Source organism: Ruminobacter sp. RM87 (genome assembly GCF_000701925.1).
GTDB classification, from domain to species: domain Bacteria; phylum Pseudomonadota; class Gammaproteobacteria; order Enterobacterales; family Succinivibrionaceae; genus Ruminobacter; species Ruminobacter amylophilus.
On record NZ_JNKD01000029.1, the window covers coordinates 12,823 to 37,475 of the forward strand.

A 24,653-nucleotide genomic window follows, 5' to 3' on the forward strand; every position below is an offset into this window, starting at 1 on the left:
CAATCCTGATTTACAGATGCCAATATGATAAAAATTTTTTGAGCCCGTTGCAATTGTTTTAACAGCAGGTTCAGACGAAGACGAAACAACCGCACGCAGTGATATAGACCGCTTGTCCATGCCGAAAGTTCACAATATACATGCACTCATGCATGTATATCCGACATCTGTACATATTTAAACCGCACTGCCGTACAGGACGAAGAAGGTTAAGATCCCTGCATTTGCCGCTCCTGCAAAAAAGCCCCGCAACTGCGGGGCTCTGTAGGATATATCGGATAATCGTTTACGGTCCGTTAGAAATCAACAAGGATTTCTCTGATACCGGTCTTGCCTATAGGTGCGGAAATAATGCCGTTTTCCTCCAGTCTGTCGGCGATGCGGCTGGCACGGTTGTAACCTATGGCGAAATGACGCTGAATAACCGATACGCTGAAGTTCTTGTTGGCTCTCTTGAGTTCACCGCAGAATTCAACGACACTGTCATACATGGCATTATCGCTTGCTGATGAAGAAGATGAAGCGGAACCGACGGAACCGGCGGCACCGGACATGTCTTCTTCCTCGCCGTAGTTGCTGATCATGTCGACATACTCAGGCTTGCCGCGCGCACGCCATGCATCGGCAAACGCGTTTACCTCCTCATCGGAGATGAAGGCGCCGTGAGCACGCTTGGTAACGTTGGTACCGTCATTGAACTTAATCAGCATGTCACCGCGGCCGAGAAGTGATTCAGCACCGATTTCATCAATGATGATGCGTGATTCCATTGATGACTTAACCTTGAAGGAAATCTGGCTTGGGAAGTTACTCTTGATGATACCGGTAATAACTTCCTTTCTAGGAGACTGTGTGGCAAGGATAAGATGGATACCGCAGGCTCTCGCCTTCTGAGCCAGACGGGCAACCAGACTTTCAAGCTCACCTCTCTGCTTTGCCTTCTGCATAATCAGGTCGGCGAATTCATCGATAACGATGAGGATGTAAGGCAGAGGCTTAAGTGCCGGAGCTTCCATGTCCATGCTGTCTGAAGGCTTCCAGGTAGGGTCCTTCAGAACCACGCCCCTGGCGATGTTGCTGCGGATGATTTCATTGTAGTTGTCAATGGCGCGCACACCGATTCTTTCAAGAAGCATGTAACGGTGATCCATTTCGTCACAGGCCCACTTCAGCACGCCCATAACCTTGGACATGTCGGTAATGATAGGAGTGAGCAGATGCGGAATGTCACGGTATACGGAAAATTCCAGAATCTTAGGGTCAACCATGATAAGTCTGAGCTTATCCGGGGTAAGCTTCATCAACAGGGAAACCAGCATGGTGTTGATACCTACTGACTTACCTGAACCTGTTGTACCCGCAACCAGAAGATGCGGAGCCTTGGTCAGATCGTAAAGCACAGGATTGCCTTCAACGTCCTTGCCGAGACATACGGTAAGATTACCCTTGGCTTTTCTGAACACTTCTGATTCAAGAAGTTCTCTCATGTTTACGGTGTGACGATCGCTGTTCGGAATTTCAATACCCACATAAGCGGTTCCGGGAATGGTAGGAATCACGCGGGCGGACGGAACCAGCAGACTTCTGGCGAGATCCTGACTCACACGCTGAATCTTGTTAAGCGGGGTAGTGCCCAGGTCAATGAAGAAGCGGGTTACTACCGGACCGGTCTTGTAAAGCTTGACTCTCTTGCTCTGACCGTACTGGTCCACTACTGTTTCTTCAGCCACGTGAGCTTCAATGCGATACTGTTCAAAAGCGTTGTCCAGTCTGGTAATCATAGCCTGAATATCTGCTTCCCTGGTGGCCTTCTGAGCGGTAGGAGCCTTGAAAATCGCCGTGCTTGGGAAAGTTGAAAGCTCTTCGCCGCTGTCATATTCATAATGACCTGACTTATATCTGATGGCATCAGGAAGATCGTCATGGCTTACGAATCTGGCGCCGTCACCGTTTCTTTCGGTGTCCCTGTTCTGCGAAGCGGCTGCAGGTGCTGAAGACGCGCCGTAATTCTCACCGGCGTTCGGCCTGTTCACGATGGTAAAGCCGGCAGGAATCGGTTCAAGACCTTCAGGGCTGTGCTGAATGGTTGCAAAATCAATTATGTTGCCTGAAGCGGCTTCCCTGTCGTTAAAGCTGCCGGCATACGGAGACATGCCGTTTTCACCGACTGCTCTCAGAAATTCTTCAGTTCTGTAATCGGCATCGTCACCGCGGCTGCCGCCGAATGCAGCTCTTTCCTCGTCTGCATAAGGATTGTAGCCTGAGGATGCTTCATGTACCGCTTCTCCGAGTGAGCGGCCGGCATGTTCACCGTCAAAACCGCTGAAATGAGGTTCAACACGTTCAAAACCTGATTTTTCAGGCTGCGGACGGGAGGTGATTTCAGGATGTCTTTCAGCGGCCTCATCATTCTTGATGACAAAGCTGCCGGCACCGTCAGGATTGAGATTGGTTAAAGAGGCATCCCTGTCGGTGGAGGCTTCAAGATTCACGTCAGCGGCACTGAGATTTGCCGGAGCCTCTTCATTAACGATTCCGGCTGTTTTTCCCGGAGCTGTGTCAGCGGCGTTTTCCTGACCGTGAGGAGGAAGAACGTAGGAGCTGGCATATTTTACCGGTTCGCCGAGAGTGGTAGGCTCGCCCTGTGCGGTTCTGAGCACGCCGTCGGCAGGAGGAGTCACCCTTTCCGGAGTCCTGATTGGTGAAGGTCCCGGAGCGGCATAGGCTGAGAACCTGCCGGTACCGGTCTGAACCTGAGGTTCCGGAGCAGGAGCTGAAGGAGGCAGTGATGCTGATTTGAAATCGGCAGGCACGTCACCGGCCATGCTTCTTGCCACTTCGGGAATTACTGAAGCGGAAGCGGCCGCAGCCATGTCAGGATGAGAGGCGGCAAAGGTTGCCCCGCCGCTGTCTTCGGCAGGAGATGATGATGAAACCCCGTTTCCGGAAGAAACCAGACCGTCTACGGCTGAAAGATCCAGAGTAGGTTCGATTCTGTCACCGTCATTCAGCGGCTGAGTCTTTGCCTGAGCAGGAGCCTGACGCTGGATGTCAGGATTGGCGGAGCCGAGTCCCGGAATTGACAGATCATCACTCCTCGGTGCGATGTTAGGCTTAGAGAAGTCCACCAGATCATCTGGAACGGTGATGCCGTCATCTGCCGGTGCGGCTGTATCCGCCACAGGTGCCTGCTCAGGTGCGACTGCAGGATCAGAAGTCTTTTCGTGGGTCTCAGACTGAGCCATAAGCTCTTCAGGAACCTCGATACTGTCCTTTCCTGAATCCTCATCAACCAGATTAAAGGAAATATTGCCGTCGTAGTTTTCCTCATCCTCGTCGGAATATAAACCGTCGGCACTGCCTGAACGACCGTTGCCGCCTCCTCTGAAGAGCTCTCCGAGGTAGGCCATGCTGTTGCGGAAATCAAATACGGCCAGCACAATGGCTCCCACGGCACCGCAGATGGCTGACAGTGACCAGCCGGTGGCGCAGATTATACCGATGATAAGGAGCACTATGTACATGAGAATGGCACCGTTATAGCCCATCATGGCATAAAGCTGATCGAAGCAGATTACGCCCAGCTGCCCTCCCCCTGCAAAATCGTCACCTTCCAAAAAAGATACCTTGGTGGCAAGTGAACACAGGGAAACAATCACCAGATTGAGTCCGAGAATACGCACTCCGGCAATGCCGAAATTGTATCTGAGAATGCTCTGCCCTCTGGCAAGCAGAATATTGCCTACGTAAAGCATGAGGAACGGCAGAATATAGGCACATTTGCCGAACCACTGGAACATGGTTTCGGAAACCCTGGCTCCGAAATAGCCCATGGCATTACTGATGCGGGTATGGTTGGCGATATCCGGACTCCAGTTGTTGTCGTCAGGATTATGACTGAGCAACGCACACAGTAAAAGAATAAATAAAAACAGAAGGAGTATAAAGATAATTTCCTTTAATATACCTTTGGATAAGGTATCTGGATTATTACCGCTAGAAAACAAAATACACCACCTTTAAATCTGAATTCTTATAAGAAATATCAGAAACACAACATGCAATATATCAGTAAAAAACATTAAACCACGGTAATTATAAATGAATAAACGATATATAACAATTTTGAATATATAATTCGATTGAATTTAAGACTGACTTTTCAGATCAGGCCGGAACACCGGTCTTATTTTTAAGATTCACGTCACAAAATCAAGAAACTGAACACAAAATAAACAGCACAAAATTGCCGAAAAAGAGCATAAAAAACAAAAATGCCTGAAAGAATCAGAGGATTTCCTTCAGGCATCATGACAGGAAGCGGTTATTCAATGCTGTCGAGAACCACCGAAGACTGAATTTCGGCTATCCCCGGCTGGGCGGAGAGTTCCGAACGCAGAAATCCGCTGTATTCATCCACGTCCCCTACCCTGACCTTCAGAACGCAGTCAAAGGCTCCGGTGATGAACATGCATCCGAAAATCCGCGAATTACCGTTCACAAAACTTCTGAAGGATTCCACGGCTCCCGGAACACGCCTGTCGAATTTAACCATCACCAGAAAAAGAACCGACTGTCCCAGAAGACTGTAGTTGAGTTTGGCGGTGTAGCCCGTAATGTATCCGGAATTCTCCAGGGAACGGACACGCTCAAGACAGGGGGTCGGACTCAGACCTATCTTTTTGGAAAGATCAACATTGGAAATGCGGCCGTTGTTCCGCAGTTCACTGAGTATTTTCAGATCCGTTTCATCCGGCGCCTTGACATGCCTGCCGCCGCGTCCGAAATCAAGTCCCCTGACTGAATCCATGTTTTTGTCCATATGCCACCTGCCTGCCGCGGCAAAGTCCCCGGGGATCCGCCGCGGCTGTTACACTCCGCTACACTTCTTCCGCCTCTTCCTCTTCGGCATTCTCTTCTACCGGAGCCTTCTTTTCGGAAACCAGCACCAGTATGGTGTGACTTGCCACATAGTAGAAATGACCTATGCGCTCCATCTGCTTCGGATCATTCCGGAAATCATCAGGGGACGGCAGAGAGGTATCCACTATTCTGAGCCACTTGAGGTTGTGGTTGCTCGGCACGTTAGGAATCTTGATGTGCAGACCTTCCCAGTATGAGTTAATGAACATGTAGTAATATGAATCGGATGATTCTGAATATACGCACATGCCGATGGAATGAGAGGCCGGAGACCAGTCCGGCTGGTAAGGTTCAACACCGTGCCAGGTCACCTGGTTCTTTTCAATGGCCTCGGCAAGATTTCTGATGGACAGCTTGTCCTTGTCCATGCTACTGCCGCGGTTTACGCGGTTGGCAATCAGCTTGCGGGTAAACTGGAACATCTCCTCGGCACGCTTGGATCGGTTCCAGTTGAGATAGCTTATCTCGTTGTCCTGACAGTAGGCATTGTTGTTGCCCAGCTGGGTTCTCAGCACCTCATCCCCCATCAGAATCATCGGTGTACCCATGGCATACATGGTAAGCAGCATCATGTTCTTTACCTGACGCATGCGCAGAGCCGTGATTTCCTTATTATCGGTTTCGCCTTCAACACCGTAGTTTGAGCTGAAGTTGCAGTTGTTGCCGTCATTGTTGTGCTCTCCGTTGGCCTCATTGTGCTTCTGGTTGTAGCATACCAGATCCCAGAGGGTGAAGCCGTCATGACAGGTGATGAAGTTGATGCTCTTCTGCGGGTCGTCATCAATGTTGCGGTAGATGTCCGGACTACCGAGGAGACGGTTAACCAGACGGTGAATCATGTTTTCATCACCGCGGATGAAGCATCTCACGTCATCGCGGAACTGACCGTTCCATTCACGCCACTTCTTGCCGGCCATTCTGCCCACCTGATAAAGTCCGCCCGCATCCCACGGTTCGGCAATAAGCTTGATTTTGGCAAGACGAGGATCCGTCGCGATGAACAGTGTGGTCGGAGGATCGTTTAACGGCTCGCCAGAGGTGGCGCGTGACAGAATTGAGGCCAGATCGAATCTGAAGCCGTCAACATGCATTTCCTCGGTCCAGAAATGCAGACTGTCCAGAATCATTCTCTTAACCATCGGATGGCTGGAATTGAGCGTATTACCGCAGCCGCTGTAGTTCTTGTAGCGCTGACCTTCGTCAAGAATGTAGTAGGCGTTGTTGTCCAGTCCCTTGAATGAATAGATGGGACCTGTATCTCCGCCTTCCGAGGTATGGTTGTACACCACGTCAAGAATAACCTCTATTCCCGCCTTGTGCAGCGCCTTCACCATGTCTCTGAACTCATCCAGGGGACCGTACACGTCCCTGCGTGATGAATACTCTCCGTGAATGGCGAAAAAGCCCATCGGACTGTAGCCCCAGTAGTTGTTCTTTCCCGGAGAGGCGTCGAATCTGTCAAACTGGAAAACCGGCAGAAGCTCGACCGCGTTGACTCCGAGTTCCTTGAGATAAGGAATCTTTTCGATAACGCCCCTGTAGGTTCCGCGGATTTTATCCGGAAGTCCCGAACTTCTGTCCTTGGTGAAACCCGCCACGTGCATTTCATAGATTACGCTGGAGGTCTGCTCGGTGTTGAGACTCTCGTCGTTGTTCCAGTTGTACCTGTTCATGTCCACAACCACGTTTTTGGCACAGAACATCACGTTTGAACCGACAAACTGGTTGAAGGTACGGTTGTAGTTGTCAGGAAAGACTATGCGCTTTCCGTATGGGTCAAGAAGAACCTTCTGAGGGTCAAACAGCATGCCCGGACGGTTGTGCAGAACCTCCTTGACACGCCAGCCGTAATGCTGACCGTCTTTAAGTCCCCTGATGAAGACATGCCAGTAGTAAGAGCTGCGGTGCTTGGCAGCAGTGAGTTCAATAACCTGAGGTTCATCGTCGTTGACATCCTTGAAAAGGAGCAGCTCCATAACCTTGGCATTGCGACACCAGATGGCAAAGTTTACGCCATGTTTTTCAATGGTAGCACCCAAATCACGACAGTGACCGCCCAGTATATCTTTTTTGTGTATCATAAGAAACCTGCTTTATCATCAGGGACAGTCGCCCCGACTTTCATTCGTTTGATGCAAAATCCCATAAGAAATACTTTCAGTTTTATCGCTTGTTAGAAAAATCAGCTTTGTTTTGAACTATTTTCCGATTCCGCGACGTCCGTTCATCAGTCCCATGATCATCGACTGCGAAATCATCGTGAGTGCGGGGATGCCGATCCCCGATACTCCGTTCCTTTACAAATGTTTATTGTTCATGTCTTATGAAGACATGCTTTATTATTTCTTTCTGTTTAAATTCTTATATATGTTTTTCTTCTGATATATGGTTTTCGGTATCTCAGGTAACGCCTACCGCCGGGTCCTGACGGCGGCTCCGGGTGCAGACATCGTGAACGGCCTCCGGATCACGCATGAAAACCTTTACAGTTAGAATTTTATACTATAAATATCCAAAAAAGAAAATAATTATGCAGTTACAGGCCACTTTGCTTACTTTATATTCTGATATGTCGTTCCTATCTAAAAAAACAGGTCCGTATCAGCCCAAATAAAGCAATAAAATAAATACGCATCCGTTTAAGATATAAAACAGAAACGTTCAAAATGTAGTATTTAGACAAAATGTCCGGAAAATTCCGATCCCGAAAAAACACCGAAAGTTCATGATCATGATCTCCTTATTGCCGGTTCGGAAGAAAAACAGGATTAAATTTTATTCTCAAATGATTTTTTTACTGTAGAATGTCATTATGAATCACGGAACAGGTTTTCCGTATTTTTCCACTCCATACATAAAGGACACAGCACATGACCATAACCGGTATCAGTCACGGACGGCACCGCGGATTTTTCAGAATATCCGGAAAAATTCTGCTTTCCCTGTTAATAACCTCTCTTTTTCTGACTGCTCCGGCCGAAGCGGCAAAACACAGAAAGAAGGCCGTGACCTCCTACAGCTATTCCTGCACCATTATCCGTGTTTCAGACGGAGATACGGTAAAATGCCTCGGCAGTGACAGAAAAGCGCACAAGATAAGACTGAAGAACATTGATGCGCCGGAAAAGTCTCAGCAGTACGGTCAGCAATCCGGCGGATATCTCCGGGGACTGGTTTTAAGGAAGAAGGTCAGCGTGACAACCTTCGGAACGGACAGATACGGACGTGAACTGTCCGTTATCCACGTGAACGGAATCAACGTAAATCAGAAGATGGTCGAATCAGGCAACGCCTGGGCCTTCCGCCGCTACCTTTCGGGAAATGATGCCAGAATTTATACCGGACTTGAAGCATCGGCCAGAAAGAACCGCCGCGGCCTGTGGAAATATCCGAATCCGATGGAACCTTCGGTTTACCGCCATTCAAAAAAGGCAAAACGCGGAAAATAACACTGTCATCAGTCCCGGCATAAGGTACAATATCCCGACAGCCGCGGCTGGCATTACATTAAGAGGAATCGGGCTCCCTCCCCGGATCAGCGTTAAAGAAAATGAGGAGGAGGTCCGGCAGCATGAACATGGCCCGAACAAAAACCATTGAAAATCTTTATATCTGTGAAAAGCCGTCACAGGCAAGGGATCTTGCCAGGGTACTGAATCTCGGCACGAAGCACGATTACCACATCAGCAATCCGGCCGATACGGTGGGAGTCACCTGGTGTCTCGGTCATCTTCTCGAGCTTTATCTGCCGGATGAATATTCGGAAAACTGGAAGCACTGGAATCTCGGCACCCTGCCCATTGTTCCCGAAACCTGGAAATACAGGGCAAGACTTGCCAAAAGAAAACCGGGATCCAAGGCCGCGCCCAGAAAGGATCCTGAGGTTACAAAACAGCTTCAGGCCATTAAGAAGCTGATAAATTCCGCCTCCCTCATAACCATCGCCACCGACTTCGACCGCGAGGGTGAAGCCATTGCCAGACTGGTGCTGGACGAATATGCGGGATACAGAGGGCCGCTCAAGCGCCTCTGCCTTACAGCTCTTGACGACAAATCCATCAGAAAATCCCTGGCGGCCGTAAGGAACGGAGCCGACACCTACAATCTGTATCAGGCGGCTCTCGCCCGCTCCAGAGCAGACTGGCTGGTGGGCATGAACCTCTCCCGTCTCTTTACAGTCACCGCCAGTCAGAACGGTGCCAGAACGGTTCTCAACATAGGCAGGGTCACCACCCCTACCATAGCCCTGGTGGTTCAGAGACAGACCGAAATCGAAAACTTCGTTCCCCGTCAGTACTATGTGCTGAAGGCCGAAATGAATTTTGCCGGATGCACCTATACGGCAAAATGGGAACCGAAGGATGAAGCACTTGATGCCGGCGGTTATGTAACGAATACCGAATACATGAAGGAGCTGATGAACAGACTGTGTCAGTCTCAGTTCGTGGTGGAAAAATACACCTCGGGAAACAAAAAGCAGAAGGCGCCTCTGCCTTTTGACCTTACCACTCTGCAGCAGTTCGCCAACCGCAGATTCGGATACACCGCCAAAAAGACTCTGGACATTGCCCAGTCTCTTTACGAAAAAAAACTTACCACCTATCCGCGAACCGACTGCAGATATCTGCCGGCCTCAATTCATGATGAGGCCCCGGAAATTCTGGCGGCCTGCGGCAGCGACGGACATTTCAGCGCCTTTACCGGCGAAATAGATCCGTCCGCCCGTCATTACGCCTTCAACACAGGCAAAGTAACGGCGCATCACGCCATTATTCCCACATCAGTACCGATTTCCGGACAGAGAATCAGTTCCGATGAGATGAACATCTACAACCTGATAAGAAACTCCTTTACGGCGCTGTTCATGCCTGAAGCGGTATTCAGACAGGCAGCCATAACACTGGTGGCGGACACCGAACATTTTCATGCTAAATCAAGTGAACTTACGGTTCCGGGCTGGAAGGCTCTCTATCTGCCGAAAAACAGGGATGACGCCGCAGACTCCGATAAGGAGCAGTCCGACTACAAGAAGCCGAATGATGAGCAGGAAAGCGGACCGAAAGAGGAAATCAACCGGGTTCTTCCGGTTACCGAAGAAGGAGACGTGCATACGCTCATCATGCTTCATCCTTCCATTGAGACCACCAGACCTCCGGTACCGTTTACCGAAGCCACGCTCCTCGGAGCCATGGAAAACATTTCAAGATACGTGACGGATCCCGAAGACCGAAAGATTCTGAAGGAAACCGACGGTCTTGGAACTCCGGCAACCAGAGCCGACATCATAGGCAATGCGATTGCCCGTTCCTATCTTTATTATGAAGGCAAATATATTCTGCCGACGGAAAAAGGCACCTCAATGATTCATGCCCTGCCACAGATAATCAAGGATGTGGGCGTAACCGCACGCTGGGAGAAGGGACTTGAAATGATTGCAGCAGGAACCATGGACTACGAAAGATTCATGTCGCACATTACCGGCTGGATAGGAAAAATAATCGAAGACAACCGCAATATTCCGATACATATCGAGGAGAGCACCAGACAGTCTGCACCGGCGGCTGCAGGAAGATATTATGCAGGAAAAACCTCGGGAAGAAAAAGAGCCGGAAAAACATCAGGACGATCTTCCGGCAGAAAAGCCGCCCGAGGCTCAGGAACCTCATCCGTGAAGACCGCAGCTGCGAGGAAACGCCGCGGACAGACCGCCTGACGGAAAATTCCGGATAAGACGTAGAGACACGGTTAAAAAACGGCAGACGTTTTTTGGCAGATTATCCGGTCAGTCCGGCTTTTTCAGATATTCCTTCACAAAATTCTCCATGGCGTCGCAGTCTTTTTTTTCGGTGCAGCTCCCTCCGAACTGAAGAGGACCGGCCGATCCGTCCGCCAGGAATACCTGAATGCTGTCGCGGCATATGTAATGATAGACAGGCCTGCTCCTGACATACAGAGTACTCGGTTCTGAACAGCTGTTTGCGGAAAGGATTTCCTGAATGTTTGTCATGGTTAACTGACGGGTTCTGCCGAAATCCAGAATCTCCACAATCCTCAGGCTGTCATCATCCATATACGTCACGTTGCCGTCATTTTCATAAATGACGTTCCACTGAGCCAGGGCAGAAGCTGACCACAGGAGAAACGGAACCGCCGTCAGCAAAGATATCATAAAAAATTTCCGGTATTTCATTGTTTTTCTCCGTGTCACTTTTTCTCTGCGGACATGGTCCCGGTCTTTCGGCATCCTTTTTCGGAATTTAGGGAACAGGCACGTTCAAAATACCTGCCGGCTTCCGCGAACCTTTCATTCTCACTGTACAGAACCCCCAGTCTGTAGCATCCTTCCCCGTCATCAAGATTGCAGGCAAGTCTCAGATATTTTTCCGCCTCAGCAGTATTCTGCGCATCAGCATGAAGCCCCGCCATTCTCAGACACCCCGACTTTTCTTCAAGTGAGCATGATCTGTCATAAAACTCACCGGCCTTTTCAATACTGATTTCCGCCCCCCTGCCGTTTTCATAAAAATTTCCAGCCATGGCACAGCCGGCACCTGACTCTTTTGCGCAGGCCAGACTGTAATAATGAAGAGCTTTCCCGTCATCAGCCCAGGTTCCCCTGCCTTCCTCATATAAACCGCCGAGTCCCAGACAGCCTTCACCGTCTTCAAGCATGCAGGCCCTGCGAAAATACATCAGAGCCCTGTCATTGCTCTGAATCCCTGATTCTCCGGTTTTATACAGCATTCCCATGCGTTCACAGCCTGAACCGTGGTTGAGATCGCAGGATTTTTCATAGTATCTGCTGGCATCCACCATGTTCTCGTGTTTTCCGGTACTGCTGAACAGCTCGTAATAGTGCCTGCCGATTCTGAAACAGCCTTCACCGTCTTCAAGCATGCAGGCCTTATCATAGAATTCCAAGGCTCTGGATTCACTTAAACCGACCCCCAGTCCGTTTTCCGTAAGATACCCTATTCCCGTGCATCCGGGACCGAATTTCATATCACAGGCAAGTCTGTAATTTTCTCCGGCCTTAAGATAATCCGTCTCAACTCCGCTGCCGAACTCGTACATGGCACCTATGTAGCCGTATCCGGATCCGTGATGAAGTTCCACGGCACGCAGGTAGTATTCCTTTGCTTTTTCAGGATCACCGTTTCCTCTGCTCAGGCCTTTCTCCATCAGATAACCGTAATCCGCACACCCCTGTCCACTCCCCAGTTCACATGCGTGACTGTAGTAGAAAGCAGCCGTGCCGTTCTGATAACGAAGTCTGGGATCTGTTTCATAACGTCTGCCCATGGTGACGCAGGCATCGTAATAATCAAGACTGCATGCTTTACTGTAATAAAGAAGCCCCATAATGATACTCTGGTTTATACCGATTCCCCGATCATATATTTTACCCAGACGGTAACAGCCCTCACCATCTGAGAGACTGCAGGCCTTGTCGTAGAAAATTCTGGCGCCGGAATATGAAACTGGCTGCCCCTTACCCTCATAAATCATGTTTCCTGTTTTCAGGCAGCCTTCCGGAATCCTCAAGCTGCAGGCCTGTTCGTAAAGAGATCTTATTTTTTTATGATTTCCACCGGGCAGCAGTCCCTGTTCATAGTAGGTTCCCAGTCTGACGCATCCTTCTCCGTTTCCGTTTTTACATCCGGTCTCATAAAAAGCCCCAGCCCGGACATAATTCTTTTCCACGCCGAGTCCGGAGCCGTAGAGGTCACCGAGATTCACACACCCCATGAACTTCTTCGCAGTACAGGCTTTTTCAAAAAGAGCTTTTGCCTTCACCGGGTTCTTATCCAGAAAGAGGCCGTCCCGATAATAAGTTCCAAGAGTATTGCATCCGTCGGCACTGTTCATCTCACAGGATTTTCTGAAATATTCCAGGGCGCGTCCGTGATCCTTGCCCACGGCATTGCCGGTGGCATACATTTTCCCCATATATGAACAGCCGTCGCCGTCACCGAGCCTGCATCCCTTGTCATAATACTCCAGGGCTCTGTCATAACTTACCATGTTCGCCACGCCTATCACGTAGAGATGTCCGGCATATGTGCATCCGGCAGCGACATTCTGCTCGCAGGCAGTCATGAAATAAACCCTGGCTTTTGAAAACTGTTCTACTGTTTTAGCGTCTTTTACGGCCTCATCCGCGACAAAATCAGATTTTCCGGGATTCAGGGCGTTGTAAATATCACGCCCTTTTATTAAGCAGTCCGTACCGCTGCGACAGTCCGCGGCCGATGCTTCGGCAAATACAGGAACAAATGCAGCCAGAAGAAAAACAGCACCTTTAAAAAACGATCTTGAATGCATCATCATGAAAAAAACCTGCAGGATTCGGAAGACGGCACACCTGAACGCTCACTCACGCCCGGCCTCAGTCTCCATGAAAACACCTTTCCGACAGATGACTCAAGCCTTTGTCACACATGCGTTCCGCGAAGATCATAGCACCTGAAGGAATATGATTTAAACAGCCGGATGTCCAAAGCGTGAGTAATAAGAAAAAAAGAAGTTTTCAGGCACCATTCGTCAGACATCCGGCAGTAATATGTTGTTTCCTTAATACTGTATTTTTGCAGTCAAATAAAATATAATATCTGCCGGCAGCACGCTACAGCCGGTAAACGGTGTTTTACCCCTCCCGCAAAAGGTGCCGGACGCATTCCGGAGCCCAGGGCAGACGGCGTGCATATCGGATTTTTTATTAAAAAACCTTAGGTGACAGCGTAGGTTCTTAAATCTTCAGGACACTATTATCGTGAAAATAACCGTATTATTAAGCGGCGGGCTCGACAGTTCAACCTGCCTGGCACTGGCAGTCAGCCGGTATGGTTCCGACAACGTGTCGGCCTTATGCATACATTACGGACAGAAACATGACAGGGAAATAAACTCTGCCAAAGCTGTAGCTGATTACTATAAGGTAAACCTTACAATCATGAATCTGGCGGAAGTATTTGCCGGATCCAACTGCTCGCTGATGAAGAATTCCTCCGAAGCGATTGAACACCGCAGCTATGCCGAACAGCTCAGGGACATCGGCGGAGCCGGCATGGTAAGCACATACGTGCCTTTCCGCAACGGCATCATGCTTTCCGTGGCCGCCGGCATGGCACAGATACACGGCTCATCCGAGGTATGGTACGGAGCTCATCTCGATGACGCGGCCGGCAGGGCATACCCCGACTGTTCCGAAGAGTTCGTGAAGCATATGGGTAACGCCATTAACGAGGGTACCGGCGGAGAAATAAAACTCTACGCCCCTTTCATCAACAGGAACAAGGCCGACATCGTGAAAATCGGTCTGGAGCTGAAGGTTCCATACGAACTGACCTGGAGCTGTTATGAAGGCGGAGAAAAGCCGTGCGGGATCTGCGGCACCTGCATTGACCGTCTCAATGCCTTCAGGCTGAATAATGCCGTTGACCCGCTGATGGCCGAATAGCCGCCTGCGGTTCAGAGAATAAACAAAGAATAAACACAGTGCAGCGGAAAACAGACCGGTAGCCGCTGCCATACCGGAGCCAGAACAAATAATGTATAAGGTAAAAAAGCGTATTGTCGTCAGCGCGGCCCACTTTCTGACACTTGATTACGAAAGCAAGTGTTCCTCTGTTCACGGACACAACTGGGTGATTGACGTATATCTGAAAAGCAGAACCCTTGACCAGAACGGCATGGTCATGGATTTCTCCCATATCAAAAAAGTGGTAAAGGACGCCCTGGACCACAAGCTTATCAATGATGTCATCAGGGTAAACCCTACCGCTGAAAACATCGCCTACTGGATCTGTCAGCAGCTGCAGCCTTTCTGCTACAGGGTTGACGTTGAAGAAAGTCCTGACAATACCGCCTCATACGAAAAAGATGAACAGCAGTAATTCAGCCGCCGTATTTCCGGTAAACGAAATCTTCGCTTCGGTAAACGGGGAAGGAACACTTTCCGGTGAGCTGGCCGTATTTGTCCGTCTGTGCGGCTGCAACCTCCGCTGCACCTACTGCGACACCTCGTACGCATGGGATTTTGACGACAGAAGGAATATGACCGCCGGGGAAATTCTGGAAAAGGTCAGATCCTTCGGCTCCATTCGCAACATTACTCTGACCGGCGGTGAACCTCTTTTTCGCAGAAACGCGGAAGAGCTTCTCGAAGTTCTTACCGCCGCAGGTTATCTGGTGAACATCGAAACCAACGGTTCTGTAAATCTCGGCCGTTATCTTGAACTCCCCTGCGCTTCCAGACTCATTTTCTGCTGTGACTACAAACTGCCTTCAAGCGGTGAAGAGGAGAAAATGGACACTGACAATCCGGGACTTCTGCGCCCGAATGACGTACTGAAGTTTGTCATCGGTTCAGAGGAGGATTTTAACCGCACTCTTGAGGTCATCACGAAATTCAGACCACGGTGCTTCATCTATCTTTCCGCAGTGTTTGGCAGGGTTGAACCGAAGGAAATCGTTGCAAAGCTCCTTTCATGGACCGAAAAAACGGACACCTCAAAAATCAGGGTTCAGCTGCAGATGCACAAATACATCTGGGATCCGAATCTCAGAGGCGTGTAATCACCTGCCGTTTCATTATGACTGAAGCAGCAGGAGACGGACCTTCTTATCCGCTGTTTCAGCCATCTGCAGACAGAACAGGAAAACGCTGATATCTTCTCTTACATGACGGCAAATACAATTCAGCTCTCGTTTTGAACTTTTTTTAATTTCCGGAGAACTAAACCGTCAGTTTCTGTATCATAATAGTAAGTATATACATAATAATTAATGCGGTTTCGTACGCCTGCAGGATATAAGTCACTTTTCTTTTTTCCGTTAACTTCTTTTTATCCAGAAACCTGACAGCAGGAAGGAGTTTTAAATGAAAAATATCGCAAAATGTCTGGCCATGGGTACTGTTCTGGCCTTTGGCTGCATGACGGCAACAACCGGATGCACCAGTTCCGGACAGCATCTTTCCAAATACCGTGATCTTAATATCCGGATGAACTACTCCAACACCTTTCATCTGCAGCCTGCGTCCAGAATTCCCGAAACGGTTTACGTAAACCTCAGGGATCTGTCAGGGTCCGGACTTGACAGCGTATTCTCCTCAAAGCTGATTCCGAGAATATCCTCTCAGCCGAACATGGCGATTACCTACTCCGCAGCCGATGCCGACATCATCATTTACGGAACCATCTCCTCGGCTGATTCGACAAGCAACGGTTCCACCGGCGGCGTGGTTGCCGGCACCGTCATCGGCGCTGCAACAGGCGGCGTGATTGCGGCCACCAACAACTATCATCCCGGACTCAGCATTCTGCCTATAATTCTTGGACTTGTAGGTGCCGGTGTGGGATATGCGATAGATGACAGCAATTCCATCGACACACTGATGTACAGTGCCGACATTGAAGTAAGACAGAAGAACGGTCTTCGGGACTATGACACCTACCAGACCACCATTACCGTTTCCGGTCAGCAGCTGAACATGAACAAGATGCAGGCAACGAATCAGATGTTCGAGCATGTATCAGAGGGGCTGTCTCAGCTTATAAGTCATTAACACATGCGCCGTTCCGCCGTTATATTCTTCCTCTCTTTTCGGCCGGACGGCTCTTTTACACTCGGCATGAATCATGGCAGGATGGAATCTAAAAAACGGCACGATTACGGATTACAGACCGACGGAGGATCATATCTGGTCTCTGTTTAATTACGTTTTTTCAGAATCATGCTCCAAAAGAAACACCTATAAGTTCGGACTTATCAAATCACTGCTGGACAATGCCTTCAACGGAAGTGAACGCAGCGAGGGAATTTTCTTTTCCTACCGGCAGCTTTTTGCCCGTTTTGCCGAAAACTACTGGAATCTGGTGGTTAAATATGATCTCAGACAGATGAAGCCTGACGGCAAATCAGTATACTCAAAAGTGGAAACCATTCTTAAGGAGGCCGTCGGCAGTGAATCACTGCTGAGCTTTCTTGAGTTCAGTTCTCTTGATGAAATCAGACTTGAATCAGTCATCAGGAAGGTAACCGATGAATGCAAGAAATACGTCATCGGCGCCCTCTACAGTGATTTTGACGGCATTATCTACTCCTTTGACCTGAAGGATGCGGGTCTTGTCCTGAACCGTACGGTTTACGAGTTCATGCTTAAATACAAGACCGAACTGGAAAAACTGAACTATTACTCCTGGGCCAAATTTCTGGAACGCGTAAATCAGGACAGCATGGTGGTTCGCGTACTGGATAAACTGGAACTTGCCACTCCAAAGCGCAGCGACCTGTCATTCTACCGTGAAATACTCAGAAAGGAATTTGAGGAAAACACCTGCTTCTACTGCGGCAGAAAACTTAAGGATACGGGGATTCACGTTGACCATTTCATCCCGTGGTCCTTTGTCAAAGACGATAAGCTCTGGAATTTCGTACTGGCCTGTCCGACCTGCAACGAAAGAAAGAACAACCGCCTGCCTGACAGGGATCTGCTGCTAAAAATCGAAGACAGAAACAGAATCATCATGCAGTCGGATGACATCATTGTCAGGAATGATTTCGCATGCTATTCCGACGACCTGCTGGACAGAATGTGGCAGTACGCAAGACTCAGCGGTCTGAAGGAATATTCAGGAAATCTCAGACTCTGACTTTCACGGGAAAGCATCTCTTAAAACAGGAGGCTCCGCACCTGCGGAGCCTCTGTTTTATACCGTCAGGGTGAAAAAACCGTCAGTTACTGCTTTTTGGTTCTAACCTTCGGACTTGAATCAAAGTAATCAAGAATCACGCTGGTCCGGTTGTACATGGAGGAATTTCTCATGCTCGGGAAATAATTTGCGGCATCCCTGAAATAAGTGTTGGCGTAGAACAGCTCCTCCTTCCTGTGACTGGCTATGAAACTCTCATAATAGAGCATGCCGAGATTGTAGCAGGCATCAGCATACTGCAGGTCACAGCCTTTTTTCATGTAATCGGTGGCTTTTAAAACCTGAAGTCTGCCTGATGCGTCCCTGGTTTCGATATAGAATTCCCCCAGGAAGCTGCAGGCATCGGCATTTTTCTGTGAACACTGATGAGTAAGCTGCGCCAGCATTCTCGTTACGGACGGTTCCATGTTCTCGTCAATGACCATGTCTTCCTCAGGACCTAAAACCGCCCTGTTAAGATTGTTCTTTAAGGTAAAGAGAAGATAGCTCGGCGGAAGCCCGAGCTTTCTGCAGGCCGGCTCATCCCTGTATGAGCATCCTCTTCTTACGTAAATCAGAGCCTGACGGTAATCGTTCTTAACCCCCAGACCGTATTCATTCATGTAACCGAGATAAAAACAGGATGACGCCTCTCCCAGATCGCATCCGTCGTCAAAGAACTGATATGCACGGTTATAATCGATGTCTGAGTTCTTTCTGTTAAGATAAGAACTTCCGGCATAGAAACAGGAGTTGCCGTCACCCAGGGAACAGCCCTTTTCAAAAGCGGCCATGGCGGCTTCCATGTTCTTTCCCGCGGAATTATCGGTGTAATAAAGAGCCCCCAGCTGACCACAGGAGAACCCGCTGCCGGAGTCACAGCCCTTTCTGTAGTTTTCAAAAGCAAGTTTAGGGTCGCGCGCCAGAAATTCACCGTTGTAATGGAACAGTCCTTTAAGGTCGTATACGTCGGAAAAATCAGAATCTTCCGATTTTTTCAGATAATCATAGGCAAGCTGTCTGTCTCTTACCACACCGTATCCGGTGTAGTAAATCATGGCAAGTCTTGAACAGGACAGTTTATCTCCGAGATTACAGCCCTTCTCATAAACCTTTGCCACCTTTTCAGCTTCCTTTGCGTCAAAAACAAACGGCTCCATGGCAAGTCCGGTACTGCCGCAGCCCGCCGGAATCTTCAGATCGCAGGCCTGACCGTAGTAGAAGGCCGAACGTTTTCTGAGCCTCCTGTCAACCTCATCAAAAGGATGATCGCACAGATCCTCCTTAATCAGAAAGTTTGCCAGCTCTCCGAAGTAATGGATGTCTCCCAATCGGATGCATGCCTCGCTGTCCTTATGACTGCAGTCACGTTCAAGTGTCTTTATAATGAGATCGGCCTTGTCCGAATGCTTATCCAGAGAACCGTAAAGTACGGATCTGTCCAGCTCTTCGGTTATTTCGGAAAAGTCACTTAAATAACCTTCACGAAGCGTAATGCTCTTACAGTTGGAGGCCTCGGCCGAACCGGTCATGAAAAACGAAGCGCACAGCATCATGGCACTGCAGGAAAACAATCCGTAAAATCTTCTTTTTCTGCTACTAAAAACTGTCTGATAAAATCCGGTTGAATTCATATCTCAGCCACCTTTTAACCCGTTCTTGCAATGATTGAATCAACAAAAAAAACAACAGTATCTACAGAACCGCTATCTTAATTATCTCAAACTGACCAAAAATGTTAATAACATTTAAAAAATTATAAGATTAAACTCATATATTATTTTTATTAAATGTTAACTATTGTAAATCGCCGTGTAATGACCTGGAAGGACAAGCCGTGACCGCATTCTGAAAAACACACCGTGAGAACGGAACACCGTGTTTATCTTTTACGCCTGAACCGATGATGCTTATCCCGAAAAAAAAACAACCCGCCGTCAGTTCTTACGGCTGACGGCGGGCTGTTCTCACCTGTTACTGAATGAACCTGATTTCCATCAGTTCTTTAACAGTCTCTTGATGTCATTCTTGCTTCTTGGAGCACCGCGGAGAACCTCTCCGTCGATTACGAATGCAGGAGTACCGCTTACGTCAAGTTCACTGGCGGCATAACGGATATCGGCAAGAACCTCCTCAACATCCTTGCTTTCTGACAGCTGCTTTACTTCCTTCCAGTTGAGATCAAGTGATTCAACCAGAGCCTGGAGTTCAACCTCGTTGCTCAGACGTGAATTTCTGGTCATCAGTTCATTGTTGTACTTAACGTACTTTGCCTTGTCCAGGTTGTAGATGGCCACACCGATCTTGGCTGCGGTATTGGAAATTTCCGAAAGGATAGGAAATTCCATGTAGATGTATCTGGTATCACTGTTTTCCTTCAGCAGATCAATGAACAGAGGCTTGGCCTTCTTGCAGTAGCCGCAGTTGTAGTCGAAGAATTCAATAACGGTATGCTTGGCTTTGGCAGGACCTGACTGAGGGAACTGCTTGTTGCTGATAATTTCCGCAATCATCTTGTCCTGCTTCTGCTTCTGAATTTCCATCTGACGACGCTTTACGTTGTCTGAGGCTTCAATTAAAACATCAGGATTATTCACAATGTAATCATGAACGATTTTTTCAATATCACTCTTTGAGTATTCCGCAAAAGCCGGAGCTGATAAAACGGAAGCCAGAACCAAAGAAGTACACAAAGTGCGGAGTTTCATAAAATAACCTTAAATGCAATGGTTGAACATTATTCAAGTCACGTTCCCGCCAGACGCTCATTCCGCCTGAAAAGGCCGTAACACGATGGTTGATTATAACAAAAAATCGGGTATAAACACGTTTTCGCGATCTATTAATCACAAAAATTGAGATATATACACGGATCAGTACATGAAGCCGGCTCGAAGTTTTTTCACGCCTGTTCACGGCGTATTCCGAAGGACTTCCGTTTCATCATGATACTCTCTTTTCCTCCGGCGGCAAACAACTGAATATTCAGATGAAAAAAATGCCCTCAATATCGGTTTTTCTGATGTATACCGGCTTAATTTATTGTAAAATATCACACATTCTCAGGGCGGGGTGAAAATCCCCACCGGCGGTGACAGCCCGCGAGCCTTTACAGGTAAGATTCAGGTGAAAATCCTGAGCCGACGGTTACAGTCCGGATAGAAGAGAGTAGTTTTCTGCTTTGTTTTATTGCAAACAAATTAGCCCTGACCTACGTAAAAAATTATGGAGAGTCAGATTGTGAGTCAGTGTAACTTATTAGAGATTTTTGCAGACACACCGGAAGAACGCGTAGAACTTGCATTGCAGGCCATGCGTGAAGGCAACGGTGTACTTGTTGTAGACGATGAAAACAGGGAAAACGAAGGCGACATCATTTTTGCAGCCGAAAAAATGACTGAAGCCCAGATGGCCATGATGATTCGCTACTGCTCAGGTATCGTTTGTCTGTGCATGCCTGAAGAAAAAATGAAGCAGCTTGAATTACCTCAGATGGTAAGCAACAATACCAGTTCATACGGTACCGCCTTCACCATCACCATTGAAGCCGCAAAGGGCGTTACCACCGGGGTAAGCGCACACGATCGTCTTACCACCATCAAGGCTGCCATCAATCCTGATGCCAAGCCTTCAGACCTCAGTCATCCCGGTCACGTGTTCCCGTTGACCGCAAAGACTGGCGGCGTGCTGGTTCGTGACGGTCATACCGAAGCATCAGTGGATCTCGCAAGACTTGCCGGTCTCAATCCGAGCGGTGTTCTCTGCGAACTGACCAATGATGACGGCACCATGGCAAGACTTCCGCAGGTTGTGGCCTTCGGTCTTCAGCACAACATGACCGTTGTAAGCATTCTTGATATCGTAGCCTACAGAAAGGCTCACAACGTATAAGTCAGAACGTCCGGTTTATAACGGAGAAGGCTCTTGCCGTGAGGTAAGAGCCTTCTCTTTTTTCAGGTTTTATGGCTCAATCATTAATTTTATGTGATCGCTGATTCCTGATGTACTTCTTCCTACTCGCATCTATGACTTTCAGGAAGAAGTATTCGTCATCCGGATAACCGTAACCATGTCGTCTTATGGTCTTGATCTTTTGGTTGATTCCTTCAATTTTACCAGAGGATATTTTATAGGTGGCATGAGCAATGATTCCCTCAAAATGATTATTAAGAAGTTGACTGAACCAGATGAAATGCTCATTGTTTGTCGCCTGACAGATTTCCATTATGTTGCCGATTTCTATAGCCATTTTTGTTTAATCAGTCATCTTATAAGCCTGTAATACCTTCTCTTTTACCAGATCAAGAGTGAATAACAGTTCATTCTGTTTAAGCAGTTCGTTATATTTAGCTACGTATCCTCTTTGGCGTTTAATATCCTCAGTCTTAAACAGGGAACTGCCTTTATGAATTATTCTATCCTCATCGGCATCTTTGTCCTTCTTCTGCAGAGTTGAACGATTGGAGGTTAGTATGTATCTGGTTTTCTTTAGGGCTTTCGCTGCTTCGATATTTCCTTCTTCGTACAGACGTCTCTGTTCATCTTTACGAACCTCACTTACCACTTTATCATTAAAGTTTTTAACGATATGGAAATAGTCAAAAACCACCTGAATCCAAGGGCACTTTTCCTCAAAGGCTTCTTCAAAATCAGAATTCATGTCGCAGGCAACTGCCTCTATACCATCCATCCAGTCCATTCCAACATGGTCGATGAAGTCATAAACTACCTGCTTCTTTTTACCGTTCTGAATCCACAGAATATGCCCTGTTTCAAGGTCGATTATATGAGTGGCATAGCGATGCCCGTTATGCAGTTTGAACTCGTCTATACCCAGAAATCTTGCCTGCTTTTCAGGCTTTATGAGTTTTGTTCCTCCGTCGGTTGTATAAAGCTCCTGAAGCCTTTTCTTATCAATGTCTTTTACCACGTTTTCACCGAGACCGGTGATTTCTGCCACCTGTTTGTTGGTGTAGGTTCCTTTAGCCAATAGATCTCTGGTATATGTGTGCAAAGGTTCCGTAATCATGTGCCCCTGAGCTTTGAAGGGAATATTCTGACTTTTGTTAGCACCGCATGACGGACAGCGTAACTGATGGTGAGGAAATTCCAGACACGTCAGATGTTCACCTATACTTAAATGACGTATGTAAATGTTACGACTGCTGTTGAGATGCATCCTGCACCCACATGAACAAAGCCTTTCTCTTTCAGGTAAATTCAAATGTCCCGTGTGACAAAAGACATTTCTTCCGGACATTGAACGCCTTAAGGTTGTTTCGGTATTGTGAAAACCAGAAAGATTTGAGGGGTACATAAGATACTTTGCAGAAGAAGTAAGAGCTTCTTGAAAGGTAGTTGTATTGTTTATATAATTCATGGCATGGATCTTCATTTTGGTTGAGATGCTACATCTTGCAGGATGCAACTCAAACATAAAGGAAGATCCTTTTTTATTCAATGCATAAATAATTTTTATTTTTTGTAATCACATAAAAAAAGTGATTGCCCCTAAATATAAAAAATATTATTCTGGCATATGCAGATAATCGGATTATATCATTTTGGACGGATTAGGATTGGACGGATCGCACATAACTGAGAGGAATACCATCAGAATCTTATCCAGGTATATATGTAAAAACGGCTACAGTAATAAACCTGTAGCCGAGAAGTGGAAATGCAATTTTATTCTATCGACTGATATGTTTTAGCATCCTCCGGTCTTGAGTGTGTACACAGGAGGTTTTACTGAGTTGTTGACTACATCGGAAGTCGTGTAGCCGAAATAGCACCCGCCATTAGGATGTTTGTTAATGTTATAATCGAATCCCTTCGGTACAATGAACTGGGTATCTCTGTTTTCCACTGCGGCATATTTGTTGACTCTGCACTGACAGAAATCATGATCCTTGCACAGTACCGAATTATTACCTGTAGGGCAATTGTAGTTTGAGCCTCCCTGTGTGGTATTTCGCGCCGGAACGGTTATTCTCTCATTGGTTTTTTTGTTCGTGACAACCTTGGTATCCTGATTGCCACTGATATCCGTATCCAGAAGATAAGCCACAGAATTACGATCAACATATCCGAATTTTGTATAGACCCAGATATTTCCAATATTAACGCAACTGCCGGTACTGCAGTCTTCCTGCCAAGTCTTGTTTTGATCGATTTTTTCAGAGTAACTGTTGTTGATGTTGTTTGTAAGTGACTTTGCGTAAATCATGGAGTTTGCCGATTTCACGGCACCTTTTATTGCTATCAGCGTTGATGCTCTGGCATCCCCCTGCATATTCATGAATTTTGGAACGGCCGCGGCTGAAAGTATGCCTAAAATAACAATAACGATCACTAATTCTATTAAGGTAAAACCATTAGCCTTCATACCTGAATAAGCGTCAGCATTGTATCTTTTCATAACAAATCTCTCCACTCTTAATCTGTGGAATCACATATCCCTATGATAAATCCGCAACATTACCGATGCTGCATTCCTCGGTTTCAATACTACTATTACTGAATCATACTTGTAAAGAAGGATGTGTCTGTTTTTTGAACATGGGTTAAAAGGTTCAGTAAAAACGACAATCCTCCTGTATAGAGTATAAGCATGTTTTGTGTTTCAAAAGAAGACTTAATTCACAATAAATGAAATCCCTTTGCCTGCTTATGGTCAGTGATTTCTGCGGCTTCAAAAAGAAAAAGCTCAGAAGAATTTGGAGTGCCCCCCATAAGTTGAACAAATAAAACTTATGCTTATTCTAAGGCTGAATTTCTTACTTCACAAGGAGTTCGGCCTTTTAATTTTTTCTGTATTCTATCATTGTTGTAATAATGGATATATTTCTCCATCGCATCTTTAAGTTCGTCTAGAGTGTTAAACTCATATTCATGTCCATAAAACATCTCGTTTTTCATCTTTCCAAAGAAATTTTCCATAATGCTATTGTCATAGCAGTTACCCTTGCGAGACATCGACTGAATGATACCTCTTTCTCTGAGCATGGAATGATACTCGAACATTTGGTACTG

General features: G+C 47.4%; 17 protein-coding genes, 1 pseudogene and 1 riboswitch. Of the genes and pseudogenes, 8 read left to right on the plus strand and 10 right to left on the minus strand.

Translation table 11 applies throughout. The annotated features are described in order from the left end of the window. Positions 1-296: 296 nt before the first annotated feature. The 3 genes from T489_RS14260 to glgX all read right to left on the minus strand — a co-directional run bounded on the left by T489_RS14260 (position 297) and on the right by glgX (position 7,004). Positions 297-4,007 (minus strand): DNA translocase FtsK, encoded by a 3,711-nt coding sequence (locus T489_RS14260; RefSeq protein WP_051621867.1) that lies wholly within the window; start codon positions 4,005-4,007, stop codon positions 297-299. 317 nt (positions 4,008-4,324) lie between these two features. Continuing rightward, positions 4,325-4,822, minus strand: coding sequence for an Lrp/AsnC family transcriptional regulator (locus T489_RS0106885; RefSeq protein ID WP_051621868.1), 498 nt, complete (start codon positions 4,820-4,822; stop codon positions 4,325-4,327). Positions 4,823-4,880: 58 nt separating this feature from the next. Continuing rightward, on the minus strand, positions 4,881-7,004 hold the full coding sequence (glgX, locus tag T489_RS0106890) for a glycogen debranching protein GlgX (protein WP_051621869.1): 2,124 nt from the start codon (positions 7,002-7,004) through the stop codon (positions 4,881-4,883). 789 nt (positions 7,005-7,793) lie between these two features. On the opposite strand from glgX, the gene T489_RS0106900 reads away from it, so the two are divergent. Together T489_RS0106900 and T489_RS0106905 are read left to right on the plus strand one after the other, a co-directional pair. After that, entirely contained in the window at positions 7,794-8,372 is a 579-nt protein-coding gene (locus T489_RS0106900; protein ID WP_051621870.1) for a thermonuclease family protein, read from the plus strand. Between the two features lie 128 nt (positions 8,373-8,500). Beyond that, on the plus strand, positions 8,501-10,636 hold the full coding sequence (locus T489_RS0106905; protein WP_198020434.1) for a DNA topoisomerase 3: 2,136 nt from the start codon (positions 8,501-8,503) through the stop codon (positions 10,634-10,636). 69 nt (positions 10,637-10,705) lie between these two features. Here the strand turns inward: T489_RS0106905 and T489_RS0106910 are convergent, their stop codons facing one another. Both T489_RS0106910 and T489_RS0106915 read right to left on the minus strand, forming a co-directional pair. Continuing rightward, positions 10,706-11,092 carry a hypothetical protein gene (locus T489_RS0106910; protein WP_031579333.1) on the minus strand — a complete coding sequence of 129 codons (387 nt, stop codon included), beginning with the start codon at positions 11,090-11,092 and terminating at the stop codon, positions 10,706-10,708. A gap of 35 nt (positions 11,093-11,127) precedes the next feature. After that, on the minus strand, positions 11,128-13,254 hold the full coding sequence (locus T489_RS0106915; protein WP_031579334.1) for an SEL1-like repeat protein: 2,127 nt from the start codon (positions 13,252-13,254) through the stop codon (positions 11,128-11,130). A gap of 442 nt (positions 13,255-13,696) precedes the next feature. On the opposite strand from T489_RS0106915, the gene queC reads away from it, so the two are divergent. The 5 genes from queC to T489_RS0106940 all read left to right on the plus strand — a co-directional run bounded on the left by queC (position 13,697) and on the right by T489_RS0106940 (position 17,579). Next, positions 13,697-14,383 (plus strand): 7-cyano-7-deazaguanine synthase QueC, encoded by a 687-nt coding sequence (gene queC / locus T489_RS0106920; protein WP_031579335.1) that lies wholly within the window; start codon positions 13,697-13,699, stop codon positions 14,381-14,383. A gap of 91 nt (positions 14,384-14,474) precedes the next feature. Next, a complete protein-coding gene (gene queD / locus T489_RS0106925) occupies positions 14,475-14,819 on the plus strand; it encodes a 6-carboxytetrahydropterin synthase QueD (RefSeq protein ID WP_031579336.1) in 345 nt (114 codons plus the stop codon). Then, on the plus strand, positions 14,806-15,501 hold the full coding sequence (locus tag T489_RS0106930; protein ID WP_031579337.1) for a radical SAM protein: 696 nt from the start codon (positions 14,806-14,808) through the stop codon (positions 15,499-15,501). The genes queD and T489_RS0106930 overlap by 14 nt, the downstream gene beginning before the upstream one ends. A gap of 304 nt (positions 15,502-15,805) precedes the next feature. Beyond that, the gene (gene traT, locus T489_RS0106935) at positions 15,806-16,492 is read left to right on the plus strand and encodes a complement resistance protein TraT (protein WP_031579338.1); all 687 of its coding nucleotides are present in this window, start codon (positions 15,806-15,808) and stop codon (positions 16,490-16,492) included. A gap of 73 nt (positions 16,493-16,565) precedes the next feature. Then, positions 16,566-17,579, plus strand: coding sequence for an HNH endonuclease (locus T489_RS0106940; RefSeq protein WP_031579339.1), 1,014 nt, complete (start codon positions 16,566-16,568; stop codon positions 17,577-17,579). An 86-nt stretch (positions 17,580-17,665) separates the two neighbouring features. Here T489_RS0106940 and T489_RS0106945 read toward each other — a convergent pair whose 3' ends face one another. Beyond that, on the minus strand, positions 17,666-19,252 hold the full coding sequence (locus T489_RS0106945) for a tetratricopeptide repeat protein (RefSeq protein WP_031579340.1): 1,587 nt from the start codon (positions 19,250-19,252) through the stop codon (positions 17,666-17,668). Between the two features lie 363 nt (positions 19,253-19,615). Continuing rightward, on the minus strand, positions 19,616-20,326 hold the full coding sequence (locus T489_RS0106950; protein ID WP_031579341.1) for a DsbA family protein: 711 nt from the start codon (positions 20,324-20,326) through the stop codon (positions 19,616-19,618). 346 nt (positions 20,327-20,672) lie between these two features. Further along, a riboswitch (FMN riboswitch) is annotated at positions 20,673-20,792 on the plus strand. 51 nt (positions 20,793-20,843) lie between these two features. On the opposite strand from T489_RS0106950, the gene ribB reads away from it, so the two are divergent. Then, positions 20,844-21,509: a 3,4-dihydroxy-2-butanone-4-phosphate synthase gene (gene ribB, locus T489_RS0106955; RefSeq protein ID WP_031579342.1), complete on the plus strand. Its 666-nt coding sequence runs from the start codon at positions 20,844-20,846 to the stop codon at positions 21,507-21,509. Positions 21,510-21,585: 76 nt separating this feature from the next. Here the strand turns inward: ribB and T489_RS15425 are convergent. The 3 genes and pseudogenes from T489_RS15425 to T489_RS0106975 form a co-directional block, all read right to left on the minus strand. Next, positions 21,586-22,998, minus strand: a pseudogene (locus tag T489_RS15425) (ISL3 family transposase). Between the two features lie 330 nt (positions 22,999-23,328). Continuing rightward, positions 23,329-24,039: a type II secretion system protein gene (locus tag T489_RS15705; RefSeq protein ID WP_037319095.1), complete on the minus strand. Its 711-nt coding sequence runs from the start codon at positions 24,037-24,039 to the stop codon at positions 23,329-23,331. 338 nt (positions 24,040-24,377) lie between these two features. Continuing rightward, a partial coding sequence (locus T489_RS0106975; RefSeq protein WP_037319111.1) for an IS3 family transposase occupies positions 24,378-24,653 on the minus strand: 276 nt, incomplete at its 5' end.

What these genes read in the sequence shown, in the direction of transcription:
- T489_RS0106885 (WP_051621868.1), bottom strand. Translation starts at nt 4,822, where the DNA reads ATGGACAAAAACATGGATTCAGTCAGGGGACTTGATTTCGGACGCGGC.
- glgX (WP_051621869.1), bottom strand. Translation starts at nt 7,004, where the DNA reads ATGATACACAAAAAAGATATACTGGGCGGTCACTGTCGTGATTTGGGT.
- T489_RS0106900 (WP_051621870.1), top strand. Translation starts at nt 7,794, where the DNA reads ATGACCATAACCGGTATCAGTCACGGACGGCACCGCGGATTTTTCAGA.
- T489_RS0106905 (WP_198020434.1), top strand. Translation starts at nt 8,501, where the DNA reads ATGGCCCGAACAAAAACCATTGAAAATCTTTATATCTGTGAAAAGCCG.
- T489_RS0106910 (WP_031579333.1), bottom strand. Translation starts at nt 11,092, where the DNA reads ATGATATCTTTGCTGACGGCGGTTCCGTTTCTCCTGTGGTCAGCTTCT.
- T489_RS0106915 (WP_031579334.1), bottom strand. Translation starts at nt 13,254, where the DNA reads ATGATGATGCATTCAAGATCGTTTTTTAAAGGTGCTGTTTTTCTTCTG.
- queD (WP_031579336.1), top strand. Translation starts at nt 14,475, where the DNA reads ATGTATAAGGTAAAAAAGCGTATTGTCGTCAGCGCGGCCCACTTTCTG.
- T489_RS0106930 (WP_031579337.1), top strand. Translation starts at nt 14,806, where the DNA reads ATGAACAGCAGTAATTCAGCCGCCGTATTTCCGGTAAACGAAATCTTC.
- traT (WP_031579338.1), top strand. Translation starts at nt 15,806, where the DNA reads ATGAAAAATATCGCAAAATGTCTGGCCATGGGTACTGTTCTGGCCTTT.
- T489_RS0106940 (WP_031579339.1), top strand. Translation starts at nt 16,566, where the DNA reads ATGGCAGGATGGAATCTAAAAAACGGCACGATTACGGATTACAGACCG.
- T489_RS0106945 (WP_031579340.1), bottom strand. Translation starts at nt 19,252, where the DNA reads ATGAATTCAACCGGATTTTATCAGACAGTTTTTAGTAGCAGAAAAAGA.
- T489_RS0106950 (WP_031579341.1), bottom strand. Translation starts at nt 20,326, where the DNA reads ATGAAACTCCGCACTTTGTGTACTTCTTTGGTTCTGGCTTCCGTTTTA.
- ribB (WP_031579342.1), top strand. Translation starts at nt 20,844, where the DNA reads ATGGAGAGTCAGATTGTGAGTCAGTGTAACTTATTAGAGATTTTTGCA.
- T489_RS15705 (WP_037319095.1), bottom strand. Translation starts at nt 24,039, where the DNA reads ATGAAAAGATACAATGCTGACGCTTATTCAGGTATGAAGGCTAATGGT.